This window comes from Herbiconiux gentiana, from assembly GCF_024978135.1.
GTDB classification, from domain to species: domain Bacteria; phylum Actinomycetota; class Actinomycetes; order Actinomycetales; family Microbacteriaceae; genus Herbiconiux; species Herbiconiux gentiana.
Window position 1 is genome coordinate 121237 of sequence record NZ_JANTEZ010000002.1, and the last position, 26026, is coordinate 147262.

The window sequence follows — 26026 nt, forward strand, 5'->3', positions numbered from 1 at the left end:
GCGGCGACGGCGACGGCGATTTCGGGAGGGGCGGCATGCAGCTCGACAGCAGTACCCTCCTGCTGATCGCGACGTTCGTGATCCTGCTCTGCGGGGTGTCGTTCATCGTCAACACGGCCATGCGCCGCAACGACGCCTCGGGCCGGCTGTGGAGCCTGTCGTTCCTCGGCGGGATGCTCACCGCGCTGTCGTTCTCGGCCTGGAGCGTCGCCCCGCAGCTCTGGTGGGTGCTCGCCATCGGCAACAGCGCCTACGTCGTCTCGATCGGCGCCCTGTGGTCGGGTGCCCGCGTGTTCAACGGCCGGCCGGGTCTCGTCTGGATCGCCCTCGCGGGCGGTGGCGTCGTCGCCCTGCTCACCGCCGTCGAGGCTCCGACCGGTGGTGCGTGGACGGGCTCCGCGGGCCTGTTCGCGGGCATCGCCGTGTTCGCCGGGCTGGGTGGGGCCGAGACCATGCGCTCGCGCATGCGGCGCAACCTCAACGCGCGCATCCTGAGCTTCTGCCTCTGGATCGTCTGCGCCTACTACGTGCTGCGCACCTCGATCTTCCTCACGCTCGGCCCCTCGAGCGAGGTCTTCCAGAGCTACTTCGGAACGCAGACCACCACGGTGATGACGATCCTGCTGGTGCTGCTCAGCACCATCTCGCTGTCGATCCTGCAGGCCGAGCGCTCCGGAGCCCGCGCCCTCGGCGACATGACCGTCGGCGTGCACTCCACCGTCGGCCTGCTCTCGGCGGCACCGTTCATGCAGCAGTGGGCCGACTGGATCGAGCGCAGCTCGTTCCACGGCGAGCGCCTCGCGATGGTGGCGATGGACGTCGACAACCTGCCGCAGATGAACATGGCGTTCGGCCGCGACTTCGGCGACCGCGCCATCCGCTCGGTGGCGCAGATCATCCGCCATCACGCGCCGACCTGTGCCCTGCTCGGCCACACCGGCGCGGGGCGCTTCGTCATCGTGGCCGTCGTGGCCACCGCCAACGACGCCGAGCAGCTCGCCATCCGGCTGCAGACGGCGCTCGTCGACGAGCCGATCGACACCGAGCAGTCGCTGCGGGCCACGGCCAGCTTCGGCGTCGTCGACACCGACACCTTCGGCTACGGGCTGCCCGTGCTGCGCTCGGCGCTCGACGCCGCCGCCGACGAGGCCCGCGACGAGGGCGGCAACCGGATCGTGGTGGGGCGGCGCAGCCCGGTGGGCTGAGGCTCGCTACTCGGCCGGGGGCTGCGCGATCGCGACCGTCAGCTGGTCGCTCGCGGTCTGCTTGGCGTAGTCGCCCGAACCCGGCGCGGTCTGCAGCAGCAGCTCGTAGGTGAACGACAGCGTCACCGAGGTGGCGGCGGGGTCGAACGCCGGCAGGATGAACGTCTGGCTGTAGCTGTAGGGCGCCTTGATGTAGTAGCCGGGGGTCACCGAGGACTGGTCGGTGATGGGCGACGGTGCGGGAAGGCTGCCGCTCGGGCCGTTGACCGCCGGCGTCACCGAGACGCGCGAGAGGTAGAAGCTCTGGCCGTCGTCGGTGCCGAGCTTGCCCGAGAGCGTGAAGGTGATCGGCTTGTTCGCCTCGGCCGTCCACTCGTCCATGCTCAGCGTCGAGTAGTAGTCGATGGTGAGCGCGATGTCGCCCGCCTGGAGCTGGTGCTGCGCCGAGCCGGTGGCGAGCTCGTTGACCACCGGTGTGATCGTGGGCGCCGCCGTCGGCGTCTTCGTGGGCGAGGAGGTCGGCGTGGTGGAGCTGAAGCGCGACTGGTCCCACGGCGCCGTTCCGCAGCCGCTCAGGGCCACGACCGCGGTCAGGGCGAGGGCGGCGACACCCGTCGTGCGGGCCCTGGACAGCACCCTCGTTGTTCGCGTGCGTGCCATGTGGAACACCTTCCCCGATCGACTGAGGCAATCTTAAGCCGATCTTGACGCGACCCTGGCGCATTCACGCGACAACGCTGGGGGTGCTGCGCCAGACTGTCGACATGGCAGAGAACCTGAACCCCTACGTCACCGATCGCACGGAGCTCGGTGACCACGGCGACGAGTTCGAGAACGACTTCATCGAATCGGTCGAGTCGCTCCCGAGCTACCGCCCCACGATCGGCTGCATCGTGCCCGCCTACAACGAGGCCGAGTCCATCGCCGACGTGCTGGAGTCGCTGCTCGGCCAGACCCGCCTCCCCGACGTCATCCACGTCGTGGTGAACAACACCACCGACGACACCGTGAAGATCGCCGCCCAGTACGCCGGGCCGCACCTCAAGGAGGTCGACGGCATCGAGCAGTTCACCGAGGTCTACGTTCACGACATCGGCAAGAACAAGGACAAGAAGGTCGGCGCGCTCAACTACGGCTACCAGCTGGTCGAGGGCTGTGACTTCCTCCTCGGTGTCGACGGCGACACCACGGCGGCTCCGGATGCGGTGGAGCGCCTCGCGGAGGAGATCACCTCCGACTCGCGCATCGGCGGCATCTCGGCCATCTTCTCGATCGACGAGGCGCCCATCAAGGGCTTCGTCGCCAAGTTCCTCGTCACGGGCCAGCGCTTCCAGTTCGCCGCCTTCAACATGCAGAACATGCTGAAGGGCCGCAACATGGCGGTGCTCGGCGGCCAGTTCTCGATCTTCAGCACCAAGGCGCTCCGCCAGATCATGGTCGAGAACCACCAGAACACCCCCTGGGTGAAAGACAGCGAGGTCGAGGACTCGCTGCTGTCGCTGCAGATCAAGAGCGCCGGCTACCTCACCAAGATCTCCGCCCAGGCCCGCGCCGACGTCGGCGGCATGACCACCATCCGCGGCCTCGACGGCCAGCAGGTGAAGTGGAACTTCGGCGCCATCGAGCTCATGTGGCCCGGTCAGCGCGGCGACACCAAGGGCCAGCCGTTCCACCCGAACCTGCGTCTGCGCTGGCTCGAGAACTTCTCCATGCTGATCAACCTGGTCACGCGTGTGCTGTTCGTGCTGCTGCTGCTCGCGTCGCTCTCGATCAGCGCCTTCGTGTTCTCGCCGATCTGGCTCGTGCCACCGCTCGTCGCCATCCTGCTGAACCTGCGCACCGCGCTGTCGATGCACGACCGCAGCGCGCGGGACATCTTCTTCGCCGTCGCGCTGTTCCCCGCCGAGATCTACATGTGGATCAGGCTCGGGCACTTCATCCGCGCCTGGACGAAGTTCCTCTCCCGCAAGCAGACCGACAACTGGGCCGCCCAGGCCAAGGCCGAGAAGGGCCGCGGCAACAGCTACCTCGTGCCGTTCGTGGTGATCTTCCTCACCATCGCCGTGCTCGTGCTCGGCTGGTTCCAGCTGGACGCCTTCATGCAGTCGACCATCCTCTGGATCGGCTGGCCGATCCTCGGTGTCATCACCATCGTCCAGACCCTCGAGATGTTCGGCAAGGTGCTGCGCCGCTACCGCGGGTACAAGGTTTGACACCGAACTACGTCGAACACGACGCGCTGGTCGCGCTCCTCAACTCGGTGGGGGACGACGACCGGCGCGGTCGTTTCGTGCACGATTTCATCAGCCTCTGGGAGACCCGGTCCCAGAGGCTGATGAAGGCACTCGGCAACCGGGACTTCGACGACGCCGACGTGGTGCTGCTGAGCATCCGCTCGTCGAGCACGATGCTGGGCGCGTGGTCGCTCGAGGCCATCGCCGGCATGGTGCACTCGGCCGTGAAGGGCTTCGACCTGCAGGGCAGCCTGCGGCACCTGCCTCGGCTGCAGGCCGTGGGCGAGGCCACGTGCCAGGAGCTGCTCGGGGTGCTGGAGTCGATGCGGCGGCCCGGCGCGCCGGCCGGCGGGGCGCGGTCGGCGAAGTCGGCCTAAGGGGTCAGGCGTTCGGACCTGGGGCCTTGGCCCTGGCCTTGGCCTGAGCGTCAGTCGTTGTCGGAGGCCGCGAGGCGGTAGCCGACGCCGCGCACCGTCTCGATCCAGCGCGGCGTGGTGATGCTGTCGGCCAGTTTGCGGCGCAGGTTAGCCATGTGCACCTCGATGGCGCGCTTGTCGGCCTCGCTCACGAAGTGGGCGGTGACGTAGCTCTCGCCGCGCAGGAGCAGCGCCAGGTCGGCCTTGCTGCGCACCCGGCGCTGGCTCTCCATCAGGGCGTTCAGCAGATCGAACTCGCTGCGGGTGAGATCGATCGCCCGCCCGTCCTTCTCGGCCAGCCGCATCTCGGAGTTGACGTAGAGGCCGTTGTGGTCGAGCCAGCCGTCCTCCCGGTCGTAGCTCTTCGCAGCCGCCGGGGGTGCGGCCGCCTCGGCGGCCGCCTCGACGGGCACCGCCTGCGGCGCGACGGCCTGCACGGTGGCGGCCGGCGTGTACTGCGGCTCGGCGACCGCGGGGGCCGGAGCTACGGCAGGGGCGGCCGCCACGGGCGCCTGCACCGGGGCGGGAGCGGGCGCGGCGACGGGCGCGACCGGGCCCGAGCCGTCGACGGCCAGCACCTGGCGCGGACGGCGCATCATCGCCTCGACGCGGGCGCGCAGCTCGCGCGGGCGGAAGGGCTTGGTGAGGTAGTCGTCGGCGCCGGCCTCGAGGCCCTGCAGCGTGTCGATCTCCTCGTCGCGCGCGGTGAGCATGACGAGATAGGTGTTGCTGAACGTGCGGATGCGCTTGGCGGCCTCGAAGCCGTCGATGCCGGGCATGCTCACGTCGAGGGTGGTGACCATGGGGTCGTAGGCCCGCACCGCCTGCACGCCGTCGAGGCCGTTCCCAGTCGCGATGACCTCGAAACCGGCCTGCGTCAGCACCGTCTCGAGCAGATGCCTGATGTCGGCGTCGTCTTCGATGATGACGGCGACGCGGCGTTCCCCATGTGTGTCCATTGCCCCGATGCTACCAACGGTTGAGGCGGATGACGGGGCATTCTTCGTCGGCGGTCACGCGGCCGCTCACCCGGCCGCGTCGGCCGCGAGTTCGAGCGCGCTCTCGTTCCACCACTCGCCGGCCGCGGGGCCGCCGTTGCACTCGCCGTCGCTCTCGCCCGGCGGCTTGATCCAGAGGTTCGCGTCCTGCGCCGAACCCGAGGGGCTCGCCGACGGCTCGGCGCCGAGCGCGCGGCCCGCGGGGTTGCACCACTCGCCGGTCGACCCGTTGCCGTTGCGGCCGGTGTCGATCACGTAGTGCGCACCGTTCGTGAGACCCGAGATGGTGTTCGCGTAGTACTGCTCGCGGTCGGTGTTGTTGTAGTTCGAGACGTTCGTGGCGAAGCCCCTCGCCCGTTCGATGCCCGCGCGGTTCAGCAGCTCGGCCATCTCGGCGGGCGGCCCCCAGTTGGAGTGCCCGGCGTCGATGTAGACGGTGAGGCCGGCGCCGGCGAGGGCGTCGACCGCGTCCCCCACCTCACCGAGCCGCTCCTCGACGTTGTCGCACTCGTCGGCGAGGGCCAGGGCATCCGGTTCGAGGATGACGATCGAGCCGCTCTCGTCGAGCGCGGTGGCGATCTCGTCGATCCAGACCGGGTACTGCTCGACGGTCAGGCCGCCGCTGGAGAAGTTGCCGCAGTCGCGGTTCGGGATGCCGTAGACGGTGAACAGGGGCACCTGGCCGAGCTTCGCCGCCGCCGTGACGAGGTCGGCCACGTAGCCGCCCACCTCGCCGATCGGCTGCTTCTCGGGGGTCAGCCAGATCGCCGTCGGAACGTCGGCGATGCGGCGGAAGACCGCGGCGTCGTCGGCGTCACCGGCCTTCTCGGCCGTGTCGGCCGCGGTGGCGGCCTTCGAGGCGGGGTCGGCGTAGAGCGAGGTGCCGGCGAACGGGTTGCCCGCCGCGACGCCGCCCTGCGAGAGGATGGCGCCGACTCCGGCGACCATGCCCACGAGTACCGCCAGGATGGCGACGACCGCCACGATCAGCCCGATGCGCGGCAGCACGGGCCGCGTCACTCCCCTAGTCGACACAGCGCAACTCTATCCCGCCCGGGTGGCCTCGGCCGGAGCGGCCGTCGGGGCGGAGCGACCCACGGTGCCCGCGGCGCCGTAGCTCTTCAGCCGCGACATGGTCTGCGCGAACGGGGCAGGGCGGCCGTAGAAGAACCCCTGCGCGTGCCGCACGCCGATGCCGACGAGCACGTCCACCGCGTCCTGGGTCTCGATGCCCTCGACGATCGTGGAGTAGTCGAACGCGTCGCCGAAGCCCTGCAGCGCACGCACGACCTCGCGCTGGCGCGTGTCCTCCAGGTTGTCGACGAGCGAGCGGTCGATCTTCAGGATGTCCATCGGGATGCGCACCAGGGCTCCCACGGAGGAGGCCTCCGACCCGTAGTCGTCGAGGGCGATCAGCATGCCGAGCTCGCGGAACAGCTCGGCCTGGGCGCGCAGATCGTCGTCGATGTCCTTCGTCGACCGCTCGTTCAGCTCGAGGCAGAGGGTGACGTCGGGGTAGCGGGGCACGATGTCCTTCAGGAACGCCCCGACGTGCTCGTCGCGGATCTGCTCCACCTCGAGGTTGATCGTCATCACGGTGACACCGGGCACGAGCTTGCGGAACTCCCGCCCCGACTGCAGCGAGGTCGCGATCACCTGGCGGGTCAGCTCGTCCATGCGGCCGAGGCCCTTCGCCTTCTCGATCAGCGACGCCGTCGAGATGCGTCCGAGCTCGGGATGCGTGTAGCGCACCAGCGACTCGAAGGCCCAGATCTTGTCTTCCAGCGTGTTCACGATGGGTTGGTAGACGACGTTCAGCGAGCCGTCGTCGATGGCCCGCGCCACGATCTCGTTGATGCGGCTGGAGCGGTGCGGCGAGATGCCGACGCTCGACTCCGACGACGGGCCGCCCTGACGACGCGACTTCTTGATCGCGAGCATCGAGTGGTCGGCGTCGACCACGATCGACTGCGGATCGGTCTCCTGATGGCCCGAGTACGCGAGGCCCACGCTCACCAGCGGCCGGAACTCCCGGCCGGCGAGGCTCGCGGGCGCCCCGATGTTCGCCACGATGCGGTCGGTGACCCCCTTGGCCTCGGCGAGCGACTGCAGCTTCGTGAGCACCACGACGAACTCGTCGCCGCCCACACGGGCGACGAAGTCGTGCGGCCGCACACTGGCCCGCAGGCGCGTGGCCACGACCGACAGCATCTCGTCGCCGATGTGGTGGCCCTCGGTGTCGTTCAGCCGCTTGAACTGGTCGAGGTCGATGAACAGCACCGCGATGCCCGAGGCGTAGGTGCGGTCCTCGTTCAGGCGCGCCAGGGAGCGCTGGAAGGCGTTGTAGTTCGGCAGGCCGGTGAGCGAGTCGCGGTCGACCCGGTCGAGCAGGGTGTCGTAGGCGCCCCGCACCCGCGCCGTCTCGCTGGCGATGTGCCCGATGGCGTCGAGCGCGAGCTCGTCGTCGGCGCTGAACGGCACTCCCCCGGTCTTGCGGCTGGCCACCAGGAACTCCTGCGGCTCCACCGCGTCCTCGCGGTGCTCGTTGGCGACGTCGTCGTCGGCCTGGGCGATCGACTCGGGGTTGAGCTGCGGGTCGGTGGTGTCGAGCGCCGAGTAGCGGGCACCGATCTCGTTCCGCCCGGGCGGGGTGCGCCGCACCTCGAACTCGGTCGCGTCGATCGCCCGCCGGGCGAACTCGACCATGGCCTCCTTGGGGTCGGCCGTCAGGTCCCAGGGCAGGGCGCGCGCCGCGTCGACCACGCCGCTCAGTCGCCGCTCGCCGCTGCGGGTCTGGGAGCGCTTGGCGAGCCCGTAGAACAGCAGCGCGACCATCAGCAGCGGCACGGTCATCCGCGCCAGTTCGACGTTCTCGCCCGTGCCGAGAAGGCCCAGTGAGCCGACGCTGGCCACGTGCACGGCGAGGCCCACCACGGTCGAGAGGGCGAAGACCATGAGGATGCGCGGCACACTGATGCCCGAGAGGCCGCGTCCGCCGTCGGCACTCCAGCGGAACTGCTGCCAGGCCAGGTAGACGGCGAGCACCACCGCGAAGTGCGCGGCCGTGGCGAGCACGATCGCGACCGCGGCGGGCAGCCCGGCGGCGATCAGCGCGCGGCCGAGGGCCACGAAGGCGATCGCGCCGAGCGCGCCCACCCCGGTCCACTGCGCGGCCATCCACGGCGAGCGCGAGCTGACGGCCTTCGACACGAAGAACGCGATCACCCAGAGCCCCACCTCGAGCACCGGGTTCTCGGCGGGGAGCGCGATGACGAGCAGGGCGCCGGCGACGCCGAAGGGCGGCAGGCCGGGCACGCGGCCGATGGGCTGCTGGAAGACCGCCGTGACCCCCACGGCGACCAGGAAGACGAGGCAGGCGACGATGGTCTCGGGTGGGTCGATCAGGCCGGCGACGACGCCCGCGACGGCGGTCAGCACGGTCACGGTGGCGAGCGCGGCCGAGCCGAGGAAGGACCTCGTCCGGATCGTGTCGCGCAGCGTCATGCCGCGAGTTTATCCGGACCGGGGTGGGCGGGTGCGCCGGGCCCGGCGGGGCCGGTCGCGTGGGCGAGGCCGGGCGCGTCGGTGCGGGCGGGCGCGTCGGTGCGGCCGGTGGCGTCGGTGCGGCCGGTGGTGTCGGCGGGGCCGGGGGTGCGGCCGTGCATCCGTTCGGTCAGAGGCCGATCGCCCGGAGCGACTCGTCCATGCGCAGGGCCATCTCGGCGTAGCCCGCGTCGTTCGGGTGCAGGCCGTCGGAGGCCATCCACTCCGGGTGCCCCTCGATCCAGTGCGAGGCGCCCGGCACGAAGTCGGCGTCGATGACGGCGGCCTCGCTCTGCACCCAGTCGATGATCTGGGCGACCGAGCCGGGACGGTCATCCGTGTACCAGAAGGGCTCGACCACCACGATGCGGGTGTCGGGGAGGGCGGTGCGCAGGGTCTGGAAGTCGGTGGCGATGGCGCTCTGGATGTCGGCGGCGCGGTCGGGCATCGAGAAGTTGTCGTTCAGGCCCATCGTGACGAAGAGGATGTCGGGGTCGGCCGCGATGGAGCGGGAGACGCCGTCCTCGGGGCCGTAGTCGGGCGGCGTGCTCTGGCGGTGGTTCACGAAGCCGAGGCCGTTGACGCAGTAGTTGAACTCGTTCCAGCCGCGCTCGGCGGAGATGATGCTCGACCAGCGCTTCGACGGGTCGGAGGCGCCGGTGCCGAGCGTGTAGGAGTCGCCGTAGAAGGCCACGACGGGAGCGTCGGGGTCGAGCGGGGCGGCTTCGGCGCCGGAGGTCGTGCCGGCGCCGGGCTGGCCGGCGCTGCTCGTCTTCGTCACGATCGAGACCGTGACGAGCACGGCGCAGACCGCCACGAGCGCGGCCACGGCGATGACGACGAGACGCGCTGCACGAGGCTCCATGTGGAGTGTTCGGTGCAGCGCGTCTCGGGGATTGGTGCCGCGGGGGTCGCGCGGGTGGTGGCGCTGGTGCCGGCGGTGGGGGTGGTGGCGGTGGTGGGTGCCGGCGCTGGTGCTAGACGCCCGCGGTCGCGGTGGCCTCGGCGCTGTCGGCGGCGGCACCGGCCGTGGCCGCGATGACCTCGGCGATCTGCACGGCGTTGAGCGCCGCACCCTTCCGCAGGTTGTCGTTCGAGATGAACAGGGCGAGGCCGCGCTTGCCGGGGGCCGACTGGTCTTGGCGGATGCGCCCCACGAAGCTCGGGTCGCTGCCGGCCGCCTGCAGCGGCGTCGGCACCTCGGACAGCTCGACGCCGGGAGCCGCCGCGAGCAGCTCACGGGCGCGGTCGGGCGTGATGTCGTTCGCGAACTCGGCGTTGATCGACAGCGAGTGACCGGTGAACACCGGCACGCGCACGCAGGTGCCCGACACGAGCAGCTCGGGCAGCTCGAGGATCTTGCGGCTCTCGTTGCGGAGCTTCTTCTCCTCGTCGGTCTCCTCGTCGCCGTCGTCGACGATCGAGCCGGCCAGCGGGATGACGTCGAACGCGATGGGGCGCACGTACTTCACCGGCTCGGGCATCGTCACGGCGGAGCCGTCGTGCACCAGGTCGAGGAGGTGCTCGTCGGCGACCGCGGCGCGGGCCTGGTCGGCCAGCTCCTCGGCACCGGCGAGGCCCGAGCCCGAGACCGCCTGGTAGGTGGAGACGATGAGACGCTCGAGGCCGGCCTCCTCGTGCAGCACCTTCAGCACGGGCATGGCCGCCATGGTCGTGCAGTTCGGGTTCGCGATGATGCCCTTGGTCGCCTCGGCGATCGCGTGCGGGTTCACCTCGGAGACGACGAGCGGCACGTCCGGGTCCATGCGCCAGGCGCTGGAGTTGTCGATGACCGTGACGCCGGCCGCCGCGAAGCGCGGCGCCTGGGCGCGGGAGCCGGTGGCGCCGGCCGAGAAGAGGGCGATGTCGAGCCCCGTGGGGTCGGCGGTCTCGACGTCCTCGACCACGACGTCCTCGCCGCGGAACGGGAGCACGGTGCCGGCGCTGCGGGCGGTGGCGAAGAAGCGGATCGACGCGATCGGGAACTCGCGCTCTTCCAGGAGGCGGCGCATGACCTTGCCGACCTGGCCGGTGGCGCCCACGACGCCGACGTTGAATGCCTTGCTCATCTGTATGTCTCTTTTCGTCAGCGGCCGGTGCCGGCGTGCACGACGGCCTCTTCGGTGCCGTCGAGGCCGAAGGCCGTGTGCACGACGCGCAGGGCGTCGTTGATGGTGTCGGCGCGGGTGACCACCGAGATGCGGATCTCGGACGTCGAGATCATCTCGATGTTGATGCCCGCCTCGAACAGCGCGGTGAACAGCTTCGCCGAGACGCCCGCGTTGGTGCGCATGCCGGCGCCCACGAGCGCCAGCTTGCCGATCTGGTCGTCGTACTGCAGGCCGAGGAAGCCGGTCTCCGACTGCTCGGCCCGGAGCGCCGTGAGCACCTGCTGGCCCTCGCTCTTGGGCAGGGTGAACGAGATGTCGGTGAGCCCGGTGCTGGCCGCCGAGACGTTCTGCACGATCATGTCGATGTTCGCGCCGGTCTTGGCCACGAGCGTGAAGATCTGCGCCGCCTTGCCCGGGATGTCGGGCACGCCGACCACGGTGATCTTCGCTTCGCTCAGGTCGGTGGCGACTCCGGCGATCAGGGGCTCTTCCACGGCGGTCTCGCTTTCGGTGGGGTTGTAGACGATGGTGCCCTCGTTGTTGTTGAAGCTCGAGCGCACGTGCAGCGTGACCCCGTGCCGGCGCGCGTACTCCACGGCCCGGATGTAGAGCACCTTCGCGCCGTTGGCCGCCAGCTCGAGCATCTCCTCGCTCGTGATGCGGTCGATCTTGTGGGCCTTGGGCACCAGCCGCGGGTCGGCCGAGAAGATGCCGTCGACGTCGGTGTAGATCTCGCAGACGTCGGCGTTCAGCGCGGCGGCCAGGGCGACGGCCGTCGTGTCGGAGCCGCCGCGACCGAGAGTAGTGATGTCCTTCGTGTCGCGGTTGAAACCCTGGAAGCCCGCGACGATCACGATCGCCCCGTCGTCGAGCGCCTCGCGTAGGCGCACGGGGGTGACGTCGACGATGCGGGCGGCGCCGTGACGGGCATCCGTGATCATGCCGGCCTGGCTGCCCGTGAAGCTGCGGGCGGTGTGGCCGAGGCTCTCGATGGCCATGGCGAGCAGCGCCATGGAGATGCGCTCACCGGCGGAGAGCAGCATGTCCATCTCGCGCGGGGCGGGGATGGGGGCGACCTCGTGCGCGAGATCGAGCAGCTCGTCGGTGGTGTCGCCCATGGCGCTCACCGCGACGACGACCTCGTTGCCGGCTTTGCGGGTCTCGACGATGCGCTTGGCCACCCGCTTGATGCTCTCGGCGTCGGCGACCGACGAGCCGCCGAACTTCTGCACGATCAAGCTCACTGTGGGACTCCTGGTGGGGCGGGGGCGGGGCGACCTCTCGACTATATCGCGGGGGGGATGGGACGTTACGGCGGGCGGTGGTGCGTCACTTCGCCTGGTCGTAGCTGTCGACGATCGCGACGGTGACCGGGAATTCGACCGGTGCGTCGCCGAAGATGAGGCGGCCGGCCTCGGCGGCGGCCTCGCGCAGCTCGTGAGCCACCGCCTCGGCGAGGTGGGCAGGGGTGTGCACCATCACCTCGTCGTGCAGGAAGAAGGAGAGGTGGGGTTCGTCGGTGAGCGCTGCTGCGCCGTCCCGCCGGCCCAGGCTGTGCAGGCGGCGGCGGATCGAGCCGATCCAGCACAGCGCCCACTCGGCGGCCGTGCCCTGCACCACGAAGTTGCGGGTGAAGCGACCCCACGAGCGGGCCTCGGTGCGGGCGCGGGTTCGCAGAGCATCCGTCGCCCCGTCGGAGGCCGCCAGCTCGTGCAGGTCACGCCACTCGGCGCTCGGGTGCGGGCTCGTGCGGCCGAGGCGCGTGCTCACCACGCCGCCCGTCTCGCCCGTGCGGGCCGCCGCCTCGACGTAGGCGACCGCCGCCGGGAAGGCGCGGGCGAGGCGCGGCAACATGCGCCCGCTCTCGCCGGCCGTGCCGCCGTACATCGCGCCGAGCATGCCGAGTTTGGCATGCGCCCTCGTGTCGACCGCGCCCGAGGCGACGATGCCGTCGTAGAGGTCCCGGCCGCGCCCGGCTGCGGCCATGGCCCGGTCGCCGGCGAGGGCGGCCAGGATGCGCGGCTCGAGCTGGGCGGCGTCGGCGACCACGAGCATCCGCCCCTCGTCGGCGACGACCGCGCTGCGCACCTGCTTGGGCAGCTGCAGCGCCCCGCCGCCTTCGGCCGCCCACCGGCCCGTGACGACGCCGCCCGGGAGGTAGTTCGCGTGGAACCGGCCGTCGACGACCCAGGTGTCGAGCCAGTTCCAGCCGTTGGCGGTGAGCAGGCGCGAGCGCTTCTTGTAGTCGAGCAGGGGTTCGATGGCGGGGTGCTGCACGGTCTTGAGCTCCCACTCGCGGGTGCTGTCGACCGTGATTCCGGCGCGGCGCAGGGCCTTCAGCAGTTCGACGGGCGAGTCGGGGTTGACCGTTGGGTCGTTCAGCAGACTCCGGATGCGCTGCAGCAGTCGCTCGAGCTCGGCCGGTCGCTCGCCGTCGCGGGGGCGCGGGCCGAGCACGCGGGTGAGGAGGGCGTCGTGACGGGTGGCGCTCCACGGGAGGCCGGCGTGACGGAGCTCGGCGGCGGCCAGGGCGCCGACGGACTCGGCGGCCACGAGCAGGGCGATGCGGCTCGGGTCGAGTGCGGTCGCGATCGCGTCGCGCTGCAGGGCGAACTCGCGGCGCTCGTCGGGGGCGGCCCCCGCCCCGGCCCCGCCTCCCTCCCTCTTCCCGTCCCCGTCCCCCTCCCCCATCGAGCCGTCGAAAACCGCCCTCTCGGAGCGCTCATAGGGCGATTTGTGACGGCTCGATGGAGGAACGGGGTCGTCGTCGGTGAGGAAGAGGTCGTCGAAGAGGGAGAGCGGCGCGGCCTTCAGGGGCGCGGCAGAGGTGGGAGCCGGGGCGCCGGCCGGGCGGAGGGTGTCCCACGCCGAGGCGGGCGAGGTCGCCAGGGTCGAGTGCGCCGTGAGCGCCGAGGTGCGGAGGATCGTGTGGCAGAGGCGGAGGTCGACGCAGCGGTCGACTCGGACGTTCTCGGCGAGGAGGGTGGGGTACCAGCGTTGGGTGTCGTTCCAGACCCAGCGCGGGCGGTCGCGTTCGTGCTCCGCCACGGCTGCGGCGAGGTCGGGGCGGGCGAGTTCCGCCGCGGACCCGACGGGGGCCCCGTCGGCATCGAGCGGCTCGAGCAGCACCCGGCCGGGGCGCGGCTCGGACACGACGACGTACGCGGGCGGCGCGCTGGCCTGGGCCTGCACGTCTGTGGCGGGCGCCGCACCGTCTTCGCGCGGCACGCCGGTCGCAGCGGGCACGTCAGCCACGGGGCGGCGCGTCAGTTCTCGACGAGGCGGCGCCCTTCGAAGGCGCGGCCGAGGGTGACCTCGTCGGCGTACTCGAGGTCGCCGCCGACGGGCAGGCCCGATGCCAGTCGCGTCACGCGGATCTCGAGCGTCGTGAGCAGCCGCGACAGGTAGGTCGCGGTCGCCTCCCCTTCGAGGTTCGGGTCGGTGGCGATGATCACCTCGGTGACGGTGCCGTCGGCGAGCCGCTGCATCAGCTCTCGGATGCGCAGATTGTCGGGCCCGATCCCGTCGATCGGGCTGATCGCCCCACCGAGCACGTGATACAGCCCGCGGAACTCGCGCGTTCGCTCGATCGCGACGACGTCCTTCGCCTCCTCTACCACGCAGATGAGGTTCTGCGCCCGACGCGGGTCGCGGCAGATGCCGCACGTCTCCTGCTCGGAGACGTTGCCGCAGATCTGGCAGAAGTGCACCTTCTCCCGCACATCCGTCAAGATCTCGGCCAGCCGGCTGACGTCGAACGACTCCGTCTGCACGATGTGGAACGCGATGCGCTGAGCCGACTTCGGCCCGATCCCGGGCAGGCGGCCGAGCTCGTCGATCAGTTCCTGAACGATGCCTTCGTACATGCGACTGGGCTCTGGGTCTCTCTCTGAGATGGTCGTGTGGTCGAGATGTTCGTGTGGTCGAGACGTTCGTGCGTCGAGGTCTTCGGATGTTCGTGCCGACGGTCACCCGTCGCTGGCCGTCCCGCGGCGGAGCGCCCGCGGGCGCTACCCCTCGCGGCCGGGCAGCGGCTGCTCCTCGATGAAGTTGGCGCCGAGGATCTCCCGCACGACGGCCTCGCCGTACCGAGCCCGCCCGCCGGCGGCAGCGCCCCCGCCGCGCTGAGGCGCATCCGCCCCACCGCGCTGAGCCCCACCCGCCCCGCCCGACCGAACAGCACCCGGCCCGCCCGACTGAGCCGCACCCGGCCCACTCGATTGAGCAGCACCGGGCCCGCCGGCCTGCGACCCGCCACGCTGAGGCCCGCCGGACTGTGACCCATCGGCGGCTGAAGCCCCCTCGGGCCCGGACGCCTCGAACCGCAGCGCCCCGGGCCGCGCGGCCGGGTCGCCCGCTCGTGCGCCACCGTCACGCCCACCCTGCGGCGGGCGGCCGGCGCCCTGCCGATCCCTCGACGCAGCACCCTCTTGGGCGCCGGGCCGCCGAGCATCGCTCTGTCCACCAGGCGCCCCGCCGCGCTGACCGGTAGGACCGGTCGGGCCACCGAAATTCTCGCCCCCACTCGGCAGGATGTCGGCCAGCGACGGCGGCAGATCAGGCTCGTCACTCGGCATGGGCTCGTCGTAAGGCGGCGGCTCCTCGTCGCCCGACGTAGGAATCGCCACGACGTCCCACGACGTCGTCGCCGCCGCGCGCGCCCCCTGCGAACCCTGCACCGGAGCACCCTGCGGCCCCCGCATGGGCGCACCTCGCCCACGCTGCGACGGTGCCTGCTGCGAACGCTGCGGCGGTGCCTCGCCCTGGGGACGCTGCGCTGACGCTTCGCCCTGCGAACGCTGCCCCGCTGCCTCGCCCTGCGGGCGCGCGACCGCTGCCTCGCTCTGCGGGCGCTGAACGGGCGCCTCCCCCTGGGGACGCTGCGCTGACGCCTCACCTTGTGGACGCTGCCCTGCTGTCCCACCCTGCAGACGCTGAGCGGGTGCCTCGGCTGGCGCCTCGCTCAGCGGACGCTGGATCGGTACCGACGTGCGCGGGTTCGGGGCCTGCGGGGCGGTGGCGCCGCCGCGGAGTGCCGCGAGCTGGGCGCGCACGCGCGCCACCTCCGCGGAATCGCTCTCGGGGCCCGGCTCGGCGGGGGCGGTGGCGGTGTTCTCGTTCAGGCCGGGAACCGTCCACCCGGAGGAGTCGACGACGGCCTTGGGCTCGGGAGCGAGCTCCTCCTCGGGCGGGAGCTCTTCGAGCTCCTCGTCCTCGTCGAACTCGTCGTCGTCCTCGTCCGCACCAGTGCTGTCAGATGCATCCAGGCCAGCCGACGAGGGTGCGGTCGGGGCGGCAGAGTCGGCCGATGTCTTGGAGACCCCAGGCGCCACGGTCTCGCTCGACGGCGCTGGTGGGGTAGCCGTCGCCGGCTCGGTGGGTGTGGAAGGTTCGGCGGGGGTAGAAGGCTCGGTCGGCTGCGCGGGCGGGGTGGCGTCTGCGGCAGCAGGAGCTGCAGACGGGGTGGGCGCAGCGGCAGCAGGAGCTGCAGACGGGGCGGGCGCAGCGGCAGTCGGCGTCGCGGAGGTAGCCGAGGGCGCGGCAGGCACTGGGGGCGCCGAGGGTGCCGGCGCCGCGGAAGTAGCCGGGGCCGCCGAGGGTGCCGGGGCCGCCGAGGGTGCGGGCGCCGCGGAAGTAGCCGGGGGCGCGGAGGGTGCCGGCGCGGCCGAGGGTGCCGGCGCCGCCGAGGGTGCCGGCGCCGCGGAAATAGCCGGGGGCGCCGAGGGTGCCGGGGCCGCCGAGGGTGCCGGGGCCGCGGAGGGTGCTGGCGCCGCGGAAATAGCCGGGGCTGCGGCGGGTGCTGGCGCGGCCGAAGCTGCCGGAGCCCCGGAAGCGACTGGCGCGGCGGACGCGTCGTGGGGGCGGAGGGTGGTGTCGACGCGGGCGATGTACTTCACGCGGAGGCCCAGGACGTCGAGGATCGCCTGGCGGAGGTACTCGCTGACGCCCTGGCCGGGGGCCGAGCGCTCTTTGAAGCTCGCGACGTCGTTCTCGCTGGGGAAGGCGAGGGTGAGCACGTCGCCGTCGAGGGCGCGCACCTGGGCGGTGAAGACGACCAGCCAGGCGGTCATCTTCGCCTTCTGCACAGCCTCGAGGATCTCGGGCCACGCGTCTTTCAGCTGCTGCAGCGTGACCTCGCCGGCTGCGGCCGCGACGGTCTGCACGGGCGTGGCCGCCGGGGGGACGGCCACGACGTCGGGGGTCTCGACCGCGGTGGGCGGGGCAGCCGGAGCGGGCGACGACGACGGGTGGGCGGAGGAGTCGGCACCCGCGGCGACGTTCCACGAGGCGGCAGCGGCCGCGGCATCCGGAACCGTGTCGGCCGGGAGCGATGCCGACTCGGTGACACCGGACGGCGCAGCGGGCGCCGATGAGGGCACCGGCACGGTCGGCGAAGAAACGACAGCCGGCGCCGACGGCGCGGTCGGCGAAGAGACGACAGCAGGCACCGACGGCGCAGCCGAAGCCGGCACAAAAGAACCAGAACCAGAAGACCCAGCCCAAGGCCCCCCGCCCGGCGCATCCACCCCGATCCGCCGCTCCAACCGCTCCACCCGAGCCAACGCCCCGCGCTGGGTGTCGTCAGCCCCCGGCACCAGCGCCCGAGCCATCATCAGCTCCAGATGCAGCCGCGGCGACGTCGCCCCGGTCATCTCGCTCAGCGACGAGTTCACGATGTCGGCAACCCGTGAGAGCTCCGCGTGCCCGAACAGGGCGGCCTGCCGCCGCATGACCTCGAGGTCGTCGGCCGGCACGCCGCGCAGCACGGAGGCGGCCTGCTCGCGGGTGGCCGAGACCACGATGATGTCGCGGAGGCGCTCGAGCAGGTCTTCGACGAAGCGGCGCGGGTCTTGACCGGTCTGGATGACGCGGTCGACCGCGTCGAAGACGGCCGCGCCGTCGTGGGTGCCGAGGGCGTCGACCGCCTCGGAGAGCAGGGCGCCGTGGGTGTAGCCGAGCAGGGCGACGGCGCGCTCGTAGTCGACGTGGTTGTTCTCGGAGCCGGCGATCAGCTGGTCGAGCAGCGACAGCGTGTCTCGGGCCGAGCCGCCACCCGCGCGCACGACGAGGGGCAGCACGCCGGGAGCGACGTCGACGCCCTCCGACTCGCAGAGCGACTGCACGTACTCCAGCAGCTGTGCCGGCGGGATGAGCCGGAACGGGTAGTGGTGGGTTCGCGAGCGGATGGTGCCGATGACCTTGTCGGGCTCGGTCGTGGCGAAGATGAACTTGATGTGCTCCGGCGGCTCCTCGACGATCTTGAGCAGCGCGTTGAAGCCGCCCGAGGTCACCATGTGCGCCTCGTCGATGATGAAGATCTTGAAGCGGTCGCGTGCCGGCGCGAAGATCGCGCGCTCACGGAGGTCGCGGGCATCGTCGACGCCACCGTGCGAAGCGGCGTCGATCTCGACCACGTCGAGCGAGCCCATGCCGTCGCGGCTCAGCTCGACACACGACGGGCAGACGCCGCAAGGGGTGTCGGTGGGGCCCTCGGCGCAGTTCAGGCAGCGGGCCAGGATGCGCGCCGACGTCGTCTTGCCGCAGCCGCGCGGGCCGCTGAACAGATAGGCGTGATTGACGCGGTTCGTGCGCAGCGCCGTCATGAGCGGATCGGTCACCTGCGACTGCCCGATCATCTCGGCGAAGGTCTCGGGCCGATAGCGGCGATAGAGGGCGGTAACCACCCGCTAAGACTACCTGCGGCCACCGACACCGGGGCGGGGGCGGGTCAGAGGGTGAGGGCGTAGCAGACCGAGAGCTCCGAGCCGATGTACGGCCCGAAGGGCTCGATCCGCTCGTAGCCCTCGCGCTCGTAGAAACGCATCGCATCGGGCTGCTCGATGCCGGTCTCGAGCACCAGCCGCTCGACCCCGAGCTGCCGCGCCTCCTCCTCGAGCGCCCGCAGCACGGCCGTCGAGACGCCTCGTCCCCGGGCATCCGGATGCACGAACATCCGCTTGATCTCCGCACCCCCGCCGGGCAGCGGTCGCAGCCCGCCGCACCCCACGGCCTCGCCCGACGCCGTGCGCGCCACGAGGAACACGGGCACCGACGCCGCCGTCGGCACGGCGCCCGGCTCGTGGTCGTCGCGGCCGTAGCGCTCATCGAGCTCGGCGCGCTGGGCGCGGCGCAGGGCGTCGGCGGCCGGATCGTCGAAGGGCACGCGCTCGATGGTGACGGCCAGGGCGGGGCGACGGGTCATGGGTTCCTTTCGTGACAAGCATTACCGTAACGGTTGTTATGCTGGCGGGCAAAGCCGAACCGAGAACAGAACGGATGCACGATGGCACGCCAGCGCGACGTCGACGATCAGCGGCAGCGCCTCAGCGAGGCCACCTGGGCCGTGCTCACCGAGCGCGGGCTGCCGGGGCTGACGATCCGCGCGGTGGCCGAGCGCGCGGGCTGCACCACGGGCCTCGTGATGCACGCGTTCCCCACGAAGGACGCGCTGCTCCTGCACGCCCGCGACCTGCTGCACGCCGCCACCCGATTGCGCGCCGACGCCGCCGAGGCCGCGGCCGCGACGCCCGGGCAGGCCCTCGAGGCGGTGCTCCTGAACGCGCTGTCGCTCGACGACCGCTCGGCCGACGAGGCCCGCGTCTGGGTGAGCTACCTCGCGGCGGCGCTGGCCGATCCGACGCTCGCCGAGCGGCACCGGGCGGGCAACCGCAGTTTCGTCGCGCGGGTCGAGCGCCTGCTGGGGGCGAGCCGGCCCGCGTGGTCGGCTGAGCGCATCCGCACCGAGGCCCGCACGCTGGTGGCGGTCGCCGAGGGCATGAACACGCTGGGGGCGGCCGATCCCGAGACGTATCCGCCCGAGGTGCAGCGTCGGTCGATGACGGATGCCCTGAGCCGCACCCTTGGCCCCGCCGACGCCGGGCGCCCGGCTGCGCCCGACCCTCTGCAGGCGGGCGGCGCCGGGCTGAGCATCCGCCCCTTCGACGAGGCCGACACCGAGCAGGTCGTCACCCTCTGGGCCGCCTGCGGACTCACCCGCCCCTGGAACGACCCGCACCGCGACATCGCGCGGAAGCTCACGGTGCAGCCGGAGCTCTTCCTGGTGGGCGTCGACACCGCGGGCGCCGTCGTGGCGAGCGCCATGGCCGGATTCGACGGGCACCGCGGCTGGGTGAACTACCTCGCCGTCACGCCGGCGCGGCAGGGGCACGGCGACGGACGCGCCCTGATGCACGAGGTCGAGCAGCGCCTGCTGGCGCTCGGCTGCCCGAAGGTCAACCTGCAGATCCGGGAGGGCAACGAGGGCGTGATGGAGTTCTACCGCACCCTCAGCTACACCCGCGACGCGGCCGTCAGCTTCGGCAAACGCCTCATCCCCGACGCCTGACGGCGCCCACCCGCGCTCCTACCTACGTCGCCACGATCCCCCGCGGGCTCAGGAAGCGATGCTCGATGCCAGGAGAGCGAGGCGCTCGGCCGAATCGGAGTGCTCGTCGGGGTAGTACACCACCAGCAGCACGTCCCCGACGGGCAGCTTCTCGCGATTCAGCCGAAGCACTCCGACGACCGGGTGATGCACGGTCGCGACCCCGCCCTCGAGCCGCTGGACGTCGTGCCGCGCCCAGAGCGAGCGGAACCGGCCGCTCGCCAGGGAGAGCTCACCGACCAGCTCGACGGTGCGGGCATCCGTCACGTCATCGCCGATCGTGCTGCGGAAGGCCGCCACCGAGTCGATGGAGGCACGCTCCCAGTCGTCGTGGAAGGTCCGCTCCTCGGGATCGAGCAGCAGCGATCGCAGCCGGTTCTGCCCCGGCACCAGTCGCGGGTTGAAGGCGACGGCGAGCGGGTTCGACGCGAGCACGTCGAACGATCTACCCTCGACGAACGCGGGCAGCTCGATCGCGGCGAGGAGGTGGTGCAGGCGCTCGGGCACGCGCTCGCTGCGTCGCTCGAAGCGTCGGCGCGGAAGGGGCCTGGCGAGCCCGAGCAGGTAGGCGGTCTCGACGTCGTCGAGACGGAGCACCCGGGCCAGAGCCTCGAGAACCTAGGCCGAGGGATTGCTGTCGCGGCCGCGTTCGAGGCGCAGGTAGTAGTCGGCGCTGATGCCCGCCAGCAGGGCGACCTCCTCGCGACGGAGGCCCGGAACCCGGCGATGCGATCCGCCGGGGAGTCCGACGGTCTCGGGTGCTACCAGGGCGCGGCGGGCGCGCAGGTACTCGCCCAGACGGTTCTCGGCGGAGGCGGATGCGGAGGCGCCGGCGGAGGCGGAGGTCGGCGCGCGGTCAGCGGTCACGTTCTCACGATAACCACGCCGCGGCCGGCGGGAGGGGGCCCTGCCACTCCCCGGATCACGGGAGGACTCCCCCGCATCCGCCCACCGGTGGAGCATCGGATGCGCATCCCGGCCGGTCACGACAGACCTGCCGCAGCCCATCCACCCCGACCCGAAGGAACCACCATGGATCTCACCTCCCGCACCGCTCTCATCGTCGGCGGCACCTCCGGCATCGGCCTCGGCCTCGCCCGGCGCCTGGCCGCGGCCGGCAGCACCGTCGTGATCGGCGGACGCGACACCGACCGTCCCGGGCTCGACACGTTCCCCACGGTCACCGTCGACGTGACCGACCCCGCCTCGGTGGCGCGGGCCCGCGACGAGGTGCTCGCGCAGCACGCCGAGCTCGACCTCGTCGTCACGATGTCGGGGGTCATGATGATGGAGGACCTCCGCGACCCCGCCCACTTCGCGCAGACCGAGGCGGCGATCGCGGTGAACCTGCTCGGCACGATCCGAGTGATCGACGCCTTCACGCCGCACCTGGTCGCGCGGGGCTCGGGCGACATCGTGACGGTCAGCTCGGGGATCGGTTTCCTGCCGTTCCCGCCGATGCCCGGGTACGGCGCCTCGAAGGCCGGCGTGCACGCCTACACCGAGGCCCTGCGCGCCCAGCTCGACGGAACCGGCGTGCACGTCACCGAGCTCATCCCGCCCGCGGTCGCCACCGCCGGCCAGGAGAAGGTCAACCCTGCCGCGCTGCCCCTCGACGGCTTCCTCGACGAGGTGATGGGGCTGCTCGGCGAGACGCCGACACCGGCCGAGATCGTGGTGGCGGCGGCCCGGCGCCTCCGCTGGGCCGAGCGCGACGGCAGCTACGCCGAGCTGCTCGCCCAGCGCTCGCGCGCGCTCACCCTGCTGCCGGGCCGAGCGTCCTGACGCGGATGCCCGCCCGCGCAGTCGCGGCGGCATGACCAGCCCGGCCGCTCGCCCGAGGCGGATGCCCGCCCGACGGCCGCGCCGGCCTACCCCGCCACCGCCGCGAACGACTGCCGCGCGATCTCCAGTTCCTCGTTCGTCGGCACCACCAGCACCGCCACCCGCGACGACTCCGTGGAGATCGTCCGCGCCCCCAAGCCCCGGGCCTCGTTCCGCGCGGCGTCCACCTCGATGCCCAGCCCCTCGAGCCCGGCCAACGACCGCGCCCGCACCAGGGGGTTGTTCTCCCCCACCCCCGCCGTGAACACGATCGCGTCGAGCCTCCCGAGCTGCGCGTAGTACGCCCCCACGTACCCCCGGATGCGGTGCAGGTACACCTCGAGAGCCAGCTCGGCCGCCTCGTCCCCGGCGGCCGCCGCCTTCTGCACGTCGCGCATGTCGCCCTTGCCCGACAGCCCCAGCAGCCCCGAGCGCCGGTTCAGCAGCTCGTCGAGCTCGGCGAACCCCATCCCCGTCTTGCGGTTCAGGTGGAACAGCACCGCCGGGTCGAGGTCGCCCGAACGCGTGCCCATCACGAGCCCCTCGAGCGGGGTCATGCCCATCGAGGTCTCGACCGACCGCCCCCCGTCGACGGCGCAGACCGAGGCGCCGTTGCCGAGGTGCAGCACGATCGTCTTCAGCGACGACAGCGGACGGTCGAGGTACTCCGCCGTGGCTCCCGCGACGTACTTGTGCGAGGTGCCGTGGAACCCGTACCGCCGGATGCGCTGCCGCTCGGCCAGCGACGCGTCGATCGCGTAGGTGTAGGCCGCCGGCGGCAGCGTCTGGTGGAACGCCGTGTCGAACACCGCCACCTGCGGCACCGAGGGGAACGCCTTCTGCGCCGCGTCGATGCCCGCGAGGTTCGCCGGGTTGTGCAGCGGCGCGAGCTCGCTGAGGTCTTCGATGTTGATCTTCACGAGGTCGGTCACAACGGTGGCCTCGTGGAACCGCTTGCCGCCGTGCACGACGCGGTGGCCGACGGCGGTGAGCGGATGCTCGTCGAGCGACGGGCCGTGGTCGCCGAAAGCGGCGAGCATCGCCGCGAACCCGGCGGTGTGGTCGGCGATCGGGTCGTCCGACTCCCACGATCCGTCGGGTGTCGTGTGCTTCGTGTGCCCTGCGTCTTCGCCGATGCGCTCGACGAGGCCCGAGGCGAGCACCTGCTCGGTCTCGATCTCGATCAGCTGGTACTTGAACGACGACGATCCGCTGTTGACGACGAGGATGGCGCTCATGCGGACGCCCCCGGCGCGTCGGAGGATGGCGATGTCGCCGCCTGGATCGCCGTGATGGCGATGGTGTTCACGATGTCGGGCACGAGCGCTCCTCGGGACAGGTCGTTGATCGGCTTGTTCAGGCCCTGCAGCACCGGCCCGATGGCCACGGCCCCCGCCGAGCGCTGCACCGCCTTGTAGGTGTTGTTGCCCGTGTTCAGGTCGGGGAAGATGAACACCGTCGCCCGGCCGGCCACCGGGGATCCGGGCATCTTCGCGGCGGCGACCACCGCATCCGTCGCCGCGTCGTACTGGATCGGCCCCTCGACCGGCAGCATCGGCCGGGCGGCGCGCACCAGGGCGGTCGCCTCGCGCACCTTCTCGACGTCGGCCCCCGAGCCCGACGACCCGGTGGAGTACGACAGCATCGCCACGCGCGGATCGATGCCGAACTGGGCGGCGGTCTCCGACGACGACACGGCGATGTCGGCCAGCTGCTCGCTCGTGGGGTCGGGCACGACGGCGCAGTCGCCGTAGACGAGCACGCGGTCGGCGAGCGCCATCAGGAACACGCTCGACACTACCGACACCCCGGGGCGCGTCTTGATGATCTCGAACGCCGGCCGGATGGTGTGCGCGGTCGTGTGCGCCGCCCCCGAGACCATGCCGTCGGCGAGCCCCAGCTGCACCATCATCGTGCCGAAGTACGACACGTCGGTGACGGTGTCGAAGGCCATGTCGTAGGTGGTGCCCTTGTGGGCGCGCAGCGCCTGGTACTCCTCGGCGAAGCGGTGCCGCAGCTCGGGGTCGAAGGGCGAGACGACGGCGGCGGCGTCGAGGTCGAGGCCGAGCTCGGCCGCGCGGGTGCGCACGGCGTCCTCCTCGCCGAGGATCGTCAGGCGCGCCACCCCGCGGGTGAGCACGGTGTTGGCCGCCCGCAGGATGCGATCGTCGCCGCCCTCGGGCAGCACGATGTGGCGGTCGGCCTGGCGGGCGCGGTCGAGCAGCCCGTACTCGAACATCAGCGGCGTCACGACGTCGGCCTTCGACACGTCGAGCAGCCGCAGCAGCTGCCCGCCGTCGACGTACTGCTCGAACAGCGCCAGCGCGTTGTCGAACTTCACCGGGGAGTCGGCGGCGAGGCGCCCGCGCGTCGAGGTGATGCGCACGGCGGTCTCGTAGGTGCCGAGCTCGGTCGAGATGATCGGGATCTTCGGGTCGAGGCCGCGGATCAGGCGCATCACCGGCTCCGACACCTCGAAGCCGCCGTTCAGCACGATGGCCGCGAGCGACGGGAAGGTGCCGGAGGAATTCGCCATCAGCACCGCGAGCAGCAGCTCGGAGCGGTCGCCCGGCACTACCACGACGGCACCCTCGGTCAACCGCGGCAGCACGTTGCGCATCGACATGGCGGCGACCACGACGCCGAGCGCCTCCCGGGCGAGCAGTCGGGGGTCGCCGAGCACGAGGGTGCCGTCGATCGATTCCAGGATGCTCGCCACGCTCGGTGCCACGAGCACCCGGTCTTCGGGGATGGCCCAGACCGGGATGCGCCGCGGCTGCACGGGGATGGACGACGTGACTGTCGCCGGCTCGGCCGCCGCGGACTGCACCAGCGCGTCGACCGCGTCGCGGGCCGCCAGGGAGATCGCGTCACGGATCTTCTCGAGGTTCTCGGGGTCGGAGCGGTTCGCGACGATGCCGATGAGGGTCGCGTGCGCGTTCTTCAGCTCGACCAGCGCGAGCTCGGTGATCTGACGCATGTCGTCGGCGGAGCGCGCATCCGAGCGGCCGAGCAGCTCCTCAGAGCCCTGGCCCTTGCGTCCGCCCAGCACGAGCAGCACCGGGGCGCCGAGGTTCGCCGCGATGCGGGCGTTGTAGCTCAGCTCGGAGGGGCTGCCGACGTCGGTGTAGTCGCTGCCCAGGATGAGCACGGCGTCGTGCTCGCGCTCCACCTCTTTGTAACGCTGCAGGATGCGCGACAGCGCGGCCTCGGGATCGGCGTGCACGTCGTCGTAGGTGACGCCGATGGCCTGCTCGTAGCCGAGCTCGCTGCCGTCGTGCTCGAGCAGCATCTCGAGCACGTAGTCGCGGTCGGCGACACTGCGCGCGATCGGGCGGAACACCGCCACCTTCTGCACCGAGCGGCGCAGCATCTCGAGCACGCCGAGCGCGATCGTGGATTTGCCGGAATGGCCCTCGGCGGAGGTGATGTAGATGCTCTTCACGCCGGGGACGGAAGCGGGGATGTTCTCAAGTGATGACACGGAATCCTCTTCGGTTGTCCGTGCTCCACTCTATCCAGGCGCGGCTGGGACGCGCCCGGAATCGGGCTCAGGCGCCGCAGATGTCCCCGACGACGCCGGTCGAACTGGACACCGTGATCATCTGGATCGTGCCGGTGCCGGAATCCTGGAAGGTCACCACCCGGCCGTCCGAGAACAGCTGGTAGGCGGCGGGCTGGCCCTGCGCTCCGGGAGTGGCGACGGCATCCGGTCGCGCTGCCTGCAGCTCCTCGATCGTCGAGCCGAGGCCGATGCCCTCGACGGTGCGCGGTCCGGTTCCGGGTTGCACGGTGTCGATGGCGACCATCCGCACCAGCGTGACCGCCGCGGCCGGGTTCTGCTCGTCGATGCCGCTGACCATGGTGTAGCCCACGCCGCCGAACGTCCAGGTGTCGACGCCGGGGCGGCAGATCACCGGGGCGGCGGGCACGTCGGCCTGCACGACCTGGAAGGTGTCGCCGACCACGAGCGGACCGATCCCGGCGAACGAGACCACCCAGGTGGAGGTGTCGGAGGCGACATAGGCGTCGGGGTCGACCTCGTCGGTCGGCTCCGGGGTCGGCGCGGGCGCGGCGGTGGGGCTCGCGGACGCGGTGGGGGTGACCGTGACCGTGACGGTGGGTTCGGGCGCCGGGGCGGGGGCCGAGCATCCGGATGCCGCCAGCACCACCCCGAGGGCGAGGGCTGCGAGCGCGGTGCGGCGAAGAGACGTCATGGCCCGAGGCTATCGACGCGGCGCGACGGGCCTCGCCCCCCTGAACGGGTGAACCTTCGCCCGGGCGAGCGGATGTGCGGCCGCCGCACGACG

Annotated in this window: 22 protein-coding genes; 5 read left to right on the forward strand and 17 right to left on the reverse strand. The window is 71.8% G+C overall.

Features of this window, described 5'->3' with window-relative positions:
- Window positions 1-35 precede the first annotated feature (35 nt).
- On the forward strand, window positions 36-1205 hold the full coding sequence (locus NVV95_RS04330; protein ID WP_259485322.1) for a GGDEF domain-containing protein: 1170 nt from the start codon (window positions 36-38) through the stop codon (window positions 1203-1205).
- Window positions 1206-1211: 6 nt separating this feature from the next.
- Here NVV95_RS04330 and NVV95_RS04335 read toward each other — a convergent pair whose 3' ends face one another.
- Entirely contained in the window at window positions 1212-1865 is a 654-nt protein-coding gene (locus NVV95_RS04335; RefSeq protein ID WP_259485323.1) for a PDZ domain-containing protein, read from the reverse strand.
- Window positions 1866-1969: 104 nt separating this feature from the next.
- Between NVV95_RS04335 and NVV95_RS04340 the strand changes: the two genes are divergently transcribed.
- Together NVV95_RS04340 and NVV95_RS04345 are read left to right on the forward strand one after the other, a co-directional pair.
- On the forward strand, window positions 1970-3418 hold the full coding sequence (locus tag NVV95_RS04340; protein WP_259485324.1) for a glycosyltransferase family 2 protein: 1449 nt from the start codon (window positions 1970-1972) through the stop codon (window positions 3416-3418).
- On the forward strand, window positions 3415-3816 hold the full coding sequence (locus tag NVV95_RS04345) for a hypothetical protein (protein WP_259485325.1): 402 nt from the start codon (window positions 3415-3417) through the stop codon (window positions 3814-3816). The genes NVV95_RS04340 and NVV95_RS04345 overlap by 4 nt, the downstream gene beginning before the upstream one ends.
- A 50-nt stretch (window positions 3817-3866) precedes the next feature.
- On the opposite strand, the gene NVV95_RS04350 is transcribed toward NVV95_RS04345, so the two are convergent.
- The 11 genes from NVV95_RS04350 to NVV95_RS04400 form a co-directional block, all read right to left on the reverse strand.
- Window positions 3867-4814: a response regulator transcription factor gene (locus tag NVV95_RS04350; protein ID WP_259485326.1), complete on the reverse strand. Its 948-nt coding sequence runs from the start codon at window positions 4812-4814 to the stop codon at window positions 3867-3869.
- Window positions 4815-4880: 66 nt separating this feature from the next.
- Window positions 4881-5888: a glycoside hydrolase family 6 protein gene (locus NVV95_RS04355; RefSeq protein WP_259485327.1), complete on the reverse strand. Its 1008-nt coding sequence runs from the start codon at window positions 5886-5888 to the stop codon at window positions 4881-4883.
- A gap of 9 nt (window positions 5889-5897) precedes the next feature.
- On the reverse strand, window positions 5898-8357 hold the full coding sequence (locus tag NVV95_RS04360) for an EAL domain-containing protein (RefSeq protein ID WP_259485328.1): 2460 nt from the start codon (window positions 8355-8357) through the stop codon (window positions 5898-5900).
- Window positions 8354-8518 carry a hypothetical protein gene (locus NVV95_RS04365; protein ID WP_259485329.1) on the reverse strand — a complete coding sequence of 55 codons (165 nt, stop codon included), beginning with the start codon at window positions 8516-8518 and terminating at the stop codon, window positions 8354-8356. Before NVV95_RS04365 ends, NVV95_RS04360 begins: the two co-directional genes overlap by 4 nt.
- 8 nt (window positions 8519-8526) lie before the next feature.
- Complete coding sequence (locus tag NVV95_RS04370; RefSeq protein WP_259485330.1) at window positions 8527-9261, reverse strand: SGNH/GDSL hydrolase family protein; 735 nt, start codon at window positions 9259-9261, stop codon at window positions 8527-8529.
- A 112-nt stretch (window positions 9262-9373) separates the two neighbouring features.
- Window positions 9374-10465 (reverse strand): aspartate-semialdehyde dehydrogenase, encoded by a 1092-nt coding sequence (locus NVV95_RS04375; RefSeq protein WP_259485331.1) that lies wholly within the window; start codon window positions 10463-10465, stop codon window positions 9374-9376.
- A gap of 17 nt (window positions 10466-10482) precedes the next feature.
- Window positions 10483-11751 (reverse strand): aspartate kinase, encoded by a 1269-nt coding sequence (locus NVV95_RS04380; protein ID WP_259485332.1) that lies wholly within the window; start codon window positions 11749-11751, stop codon window positions 10483-10485.
- Window positions 11752-11836: 85 nt separating this feature from the next.
- On the reverse strand, window positions 11837-13762 hold the full coding sequence (locus NVV95_RS04385; RefSeq protein WP_259485333.1) for a bifunctional 3'-5' exonuclease/DNA polymerase: 1926 nt from the start codon (window positions 13760-13762) through the stop codon (window positions 11837-11839).
- Window positions 13763-13773: 11 nt separating this feature from the next.
- Window positions 13774-14373 carry a recombination mediator RecR gene (gene recR / locus NVV95_RS04390; protein ID WP_179546401.1) on the reverse strand — a complete coding sequence of 200 codons (600 nt, stop codon included), beginning with the start codon at window positions 14371-14373 and terminating at the stop codon, window positions 13774-13776.
- 144 nt (window positions 14374-14517) lie between these two features.
- Window positions 14518-18144, reverse strand: coding sequence for a DNA polymerase III subunit gamma and tau (locus NVV95_RS04395; RefSeq protein ID WP_375163786.1), 3627 nt, complete (start codon window positions 18142-18144; stop codon window positions 14518-14520).
- 92 nt (window positions 18145-18236) lie between these two features.
- A complete protein-coding gene (locus NVV95_RS04400; RefSeq protein ID WP_259485334.1) occupies window positions 18237-18710 on the reverse strand; it encodes a GNAT family N-acetyltransferase in 474 nt (157 codons plus the stop codon).
- 81 nt (window positions 18711-18791) lie between these two features.
- On the opposite strand from NVV95_RS04400, the gene NVV95_RS04405 reads away from it, so the two are divergent.
- A complete protein-coding gene (locus NVV95_RS04405; protein ID WP_259485335.1) occupies window positions 18792-19853 on the forward strand; it encodes a GNAT family acetyltransferase in 1062 nt (353 codons plus the stop codon).
- Window positions 19854-19901: 48 nt separating this feature from the next.
- Here the strand turns inward: NVV95_RS04405 and NVV95_RS04410 are convergent, their stop codons facing one another.
- Both NVV95_RS04410 and NVV95_RS04415 read right to left on the reverse strand, forming a co-directional pair.
- Window positions 19902-20489: an MmyB family transcriptional regulator gene (locus NVV95_RS04410; protein WP_259485336.1), complete on the reverse strand. Its 588-nt coding sequence runs from the start codon at window positions 20487-20489 to the stop codon at window positions 19902-19904.
- 21 nt (window positions 20490-20510) lie between these two features.
- Window positions 20511-20759, reverse strand: coding sequence for a helix-turn-helix domain-containing protein (locus NVV95_RS04415; RefSeq protein ID WP_259485337.1), 249 nt, complete (start codon window positions 20757-20759; stop codon window positions 20511-20513).
- A gap of 165 nt (window positions 20760-20924) precedes the next feature.
- On the opposite strand from NVV95_RS04415, the gene NVV95_RS04420 reads away from it, so the two are divergent.
- Window positions 20925-21677, forward strand: coding sequence for an SDR family oxidoreductase (locus tag NVV95_RS04420; protein ID WP_259485338.1), 753 nt, complete (start codon window positions 20925-20927; stop codon window positions 21675-21677).
- A gap of 86 nt (window positions 21678-21763) precedes the next feature.
- On the opposite strand, the gene NVV95_RS04425 is transcribed toward NVV95_RS04420, so the two are convergent.
- From NVV95_RS04425 to NVV95_RS04435, 3 genes are all read right to left on the reverse strand, one after another.
- A complete protein-coding gene (locus NVV95_RS04425) occupies window positions 21764-22954 on the reverse strand; it encodes an acetate/propionate family kinase (protein WP_259485339.1) in 1191 nt (396 codons plus the stop codon).
- Complete coding sequence (gene pta / locus NVV95_RS04430; RefSeq protein ID WP_259485340.1) at window positions 22951-25200, reverse strand: phosphate acetyltransferase; 2250 nt, start codon at window positions 25198-25200, stop codon at window positions 22951-22953. Before pta ends, NVV95_RS04425 begins: the two co-directional genes overlap by 4 nt.
- 67 nt (window positions 25201-25267) lie before the next feature.
- On the reverse strand, window positions 25268-25933 hold the full coding sequence (locus NVV95_RS04435) for a hypothetical protein (protein ID WP_259485341.1): 666 nt from the start codon (window positions 25931-25933) through the stop codon (window positions 25268-25270).
- Between the last annotated feature and the right edge of the window lie 93 nt (window positions 25934-26026).

Bases quoted from the DNA above. Each gene is read 5' to 3' on its own strand.
- NVV95_RS04360 (WP_259485328.1), bottom strand. From the start codon at position 8,357: ATGACGCTGCGCGACACGATCCGGACGAGGTCCTTCCTCGGCTCGGCC.
- NVV95_RS04335 (WP_259485323.1), bottom strand. From the start codon at position 1,865: ATGGCACGCACGCGAACAACGAGGGTGCTGTCCAGGGCCCGCACGACG.
- recR (WP_179546401.1), bottom strand. From the start codon at position 14,373: ATGTACGAAGGCATCGTTCAGGAACTGATCGACGAGCTCGGCCGCCTG.
- NVV95_RS04420 (WP_259485338.1), top strand. From the start codon at position 20,925: ATGGATCTCACCTCCCGCACCGCTCTCATCGTCGGCGGCACCTCCGGC.
- NVV95_RS04425 (WP_259485339.1), bottom strand. From the start codon at position 22,954: ATGAGCGCCATCCTCGTCGTCAACAGCGGATCGTCGTCGTTCAAGTAC.
- NVV95_RS04330 (WP_259485322.1), top strand. From the start codon at position 36: ATGCAGCTCGACAGCAGTACCCTCCTGCTGATCGCGACGTTCGTGATC.
- NVV95_RS04405 (WP_259485335.1), top strand. From the start codon at position 18,792: ATGGCACGCCAGCGCGACGTCGACGATCAGCGGCAGCGCCTCAGCGAG.
- NVV95_RS04365 (WP_259485329.1), bottom strand. From the start codon at position 8,518: ATGCACGGCCGCACCCCCGGCCCCGCCGACACCACCGGCCGCACCGAC.
- NVV95_RS04375 (WP_259485331.1), bottom strand. From the start codon at position 10,465: ATGAGCAAGGCATTCAACGTCGGCGTCGTGGGCGCCACCGGCCAGGTC.
- NVV95_RS04400 (WP_259485334.1), bottom strand. From the start codon at position 18,710: ATGACCCGTCGCCCCGCCCTGGCCGTCACCATCGAGCGCGTGCCCTTC.
- NVV95_RS04435 (WP_259485341.1), bottom strand. From the start codon at position 25,933: ATGACGTCTCTTCGCCGCACCGCGCTCGCAGCCCTCGCCCTCGGGGTG.
- NVV95_RS04370 (WP_259485330.1), bottom strand. From the start codon at position 9,261: ATGGAGCCTCGTGCAGCGCGTCTCGTCGTCATCGCCGTGGCCGCGCTC.
- NVV95_RS04395 (WP_375163786.1), bottom strand. From the start codon at position 18,144: ATGATCGGGCAGTCGCAGGTGACCGATCCGCTCATGACGGCGCTGCGC.
- NVV95_RS04350 (WP_259485326.1), bottom strand. From the start codon at position 4,814: ATGGACACACATGGGGAACGCCGCGTCGCCGTCATCATCGAAGACGAC.
- NVV95_RS04340 (WP_259485324.1), top strand. From the start codon at position 1,970: ATGGCAGAGAACCTGAACCCCTACGTCACCGATCGCACGGAGCTCGGT.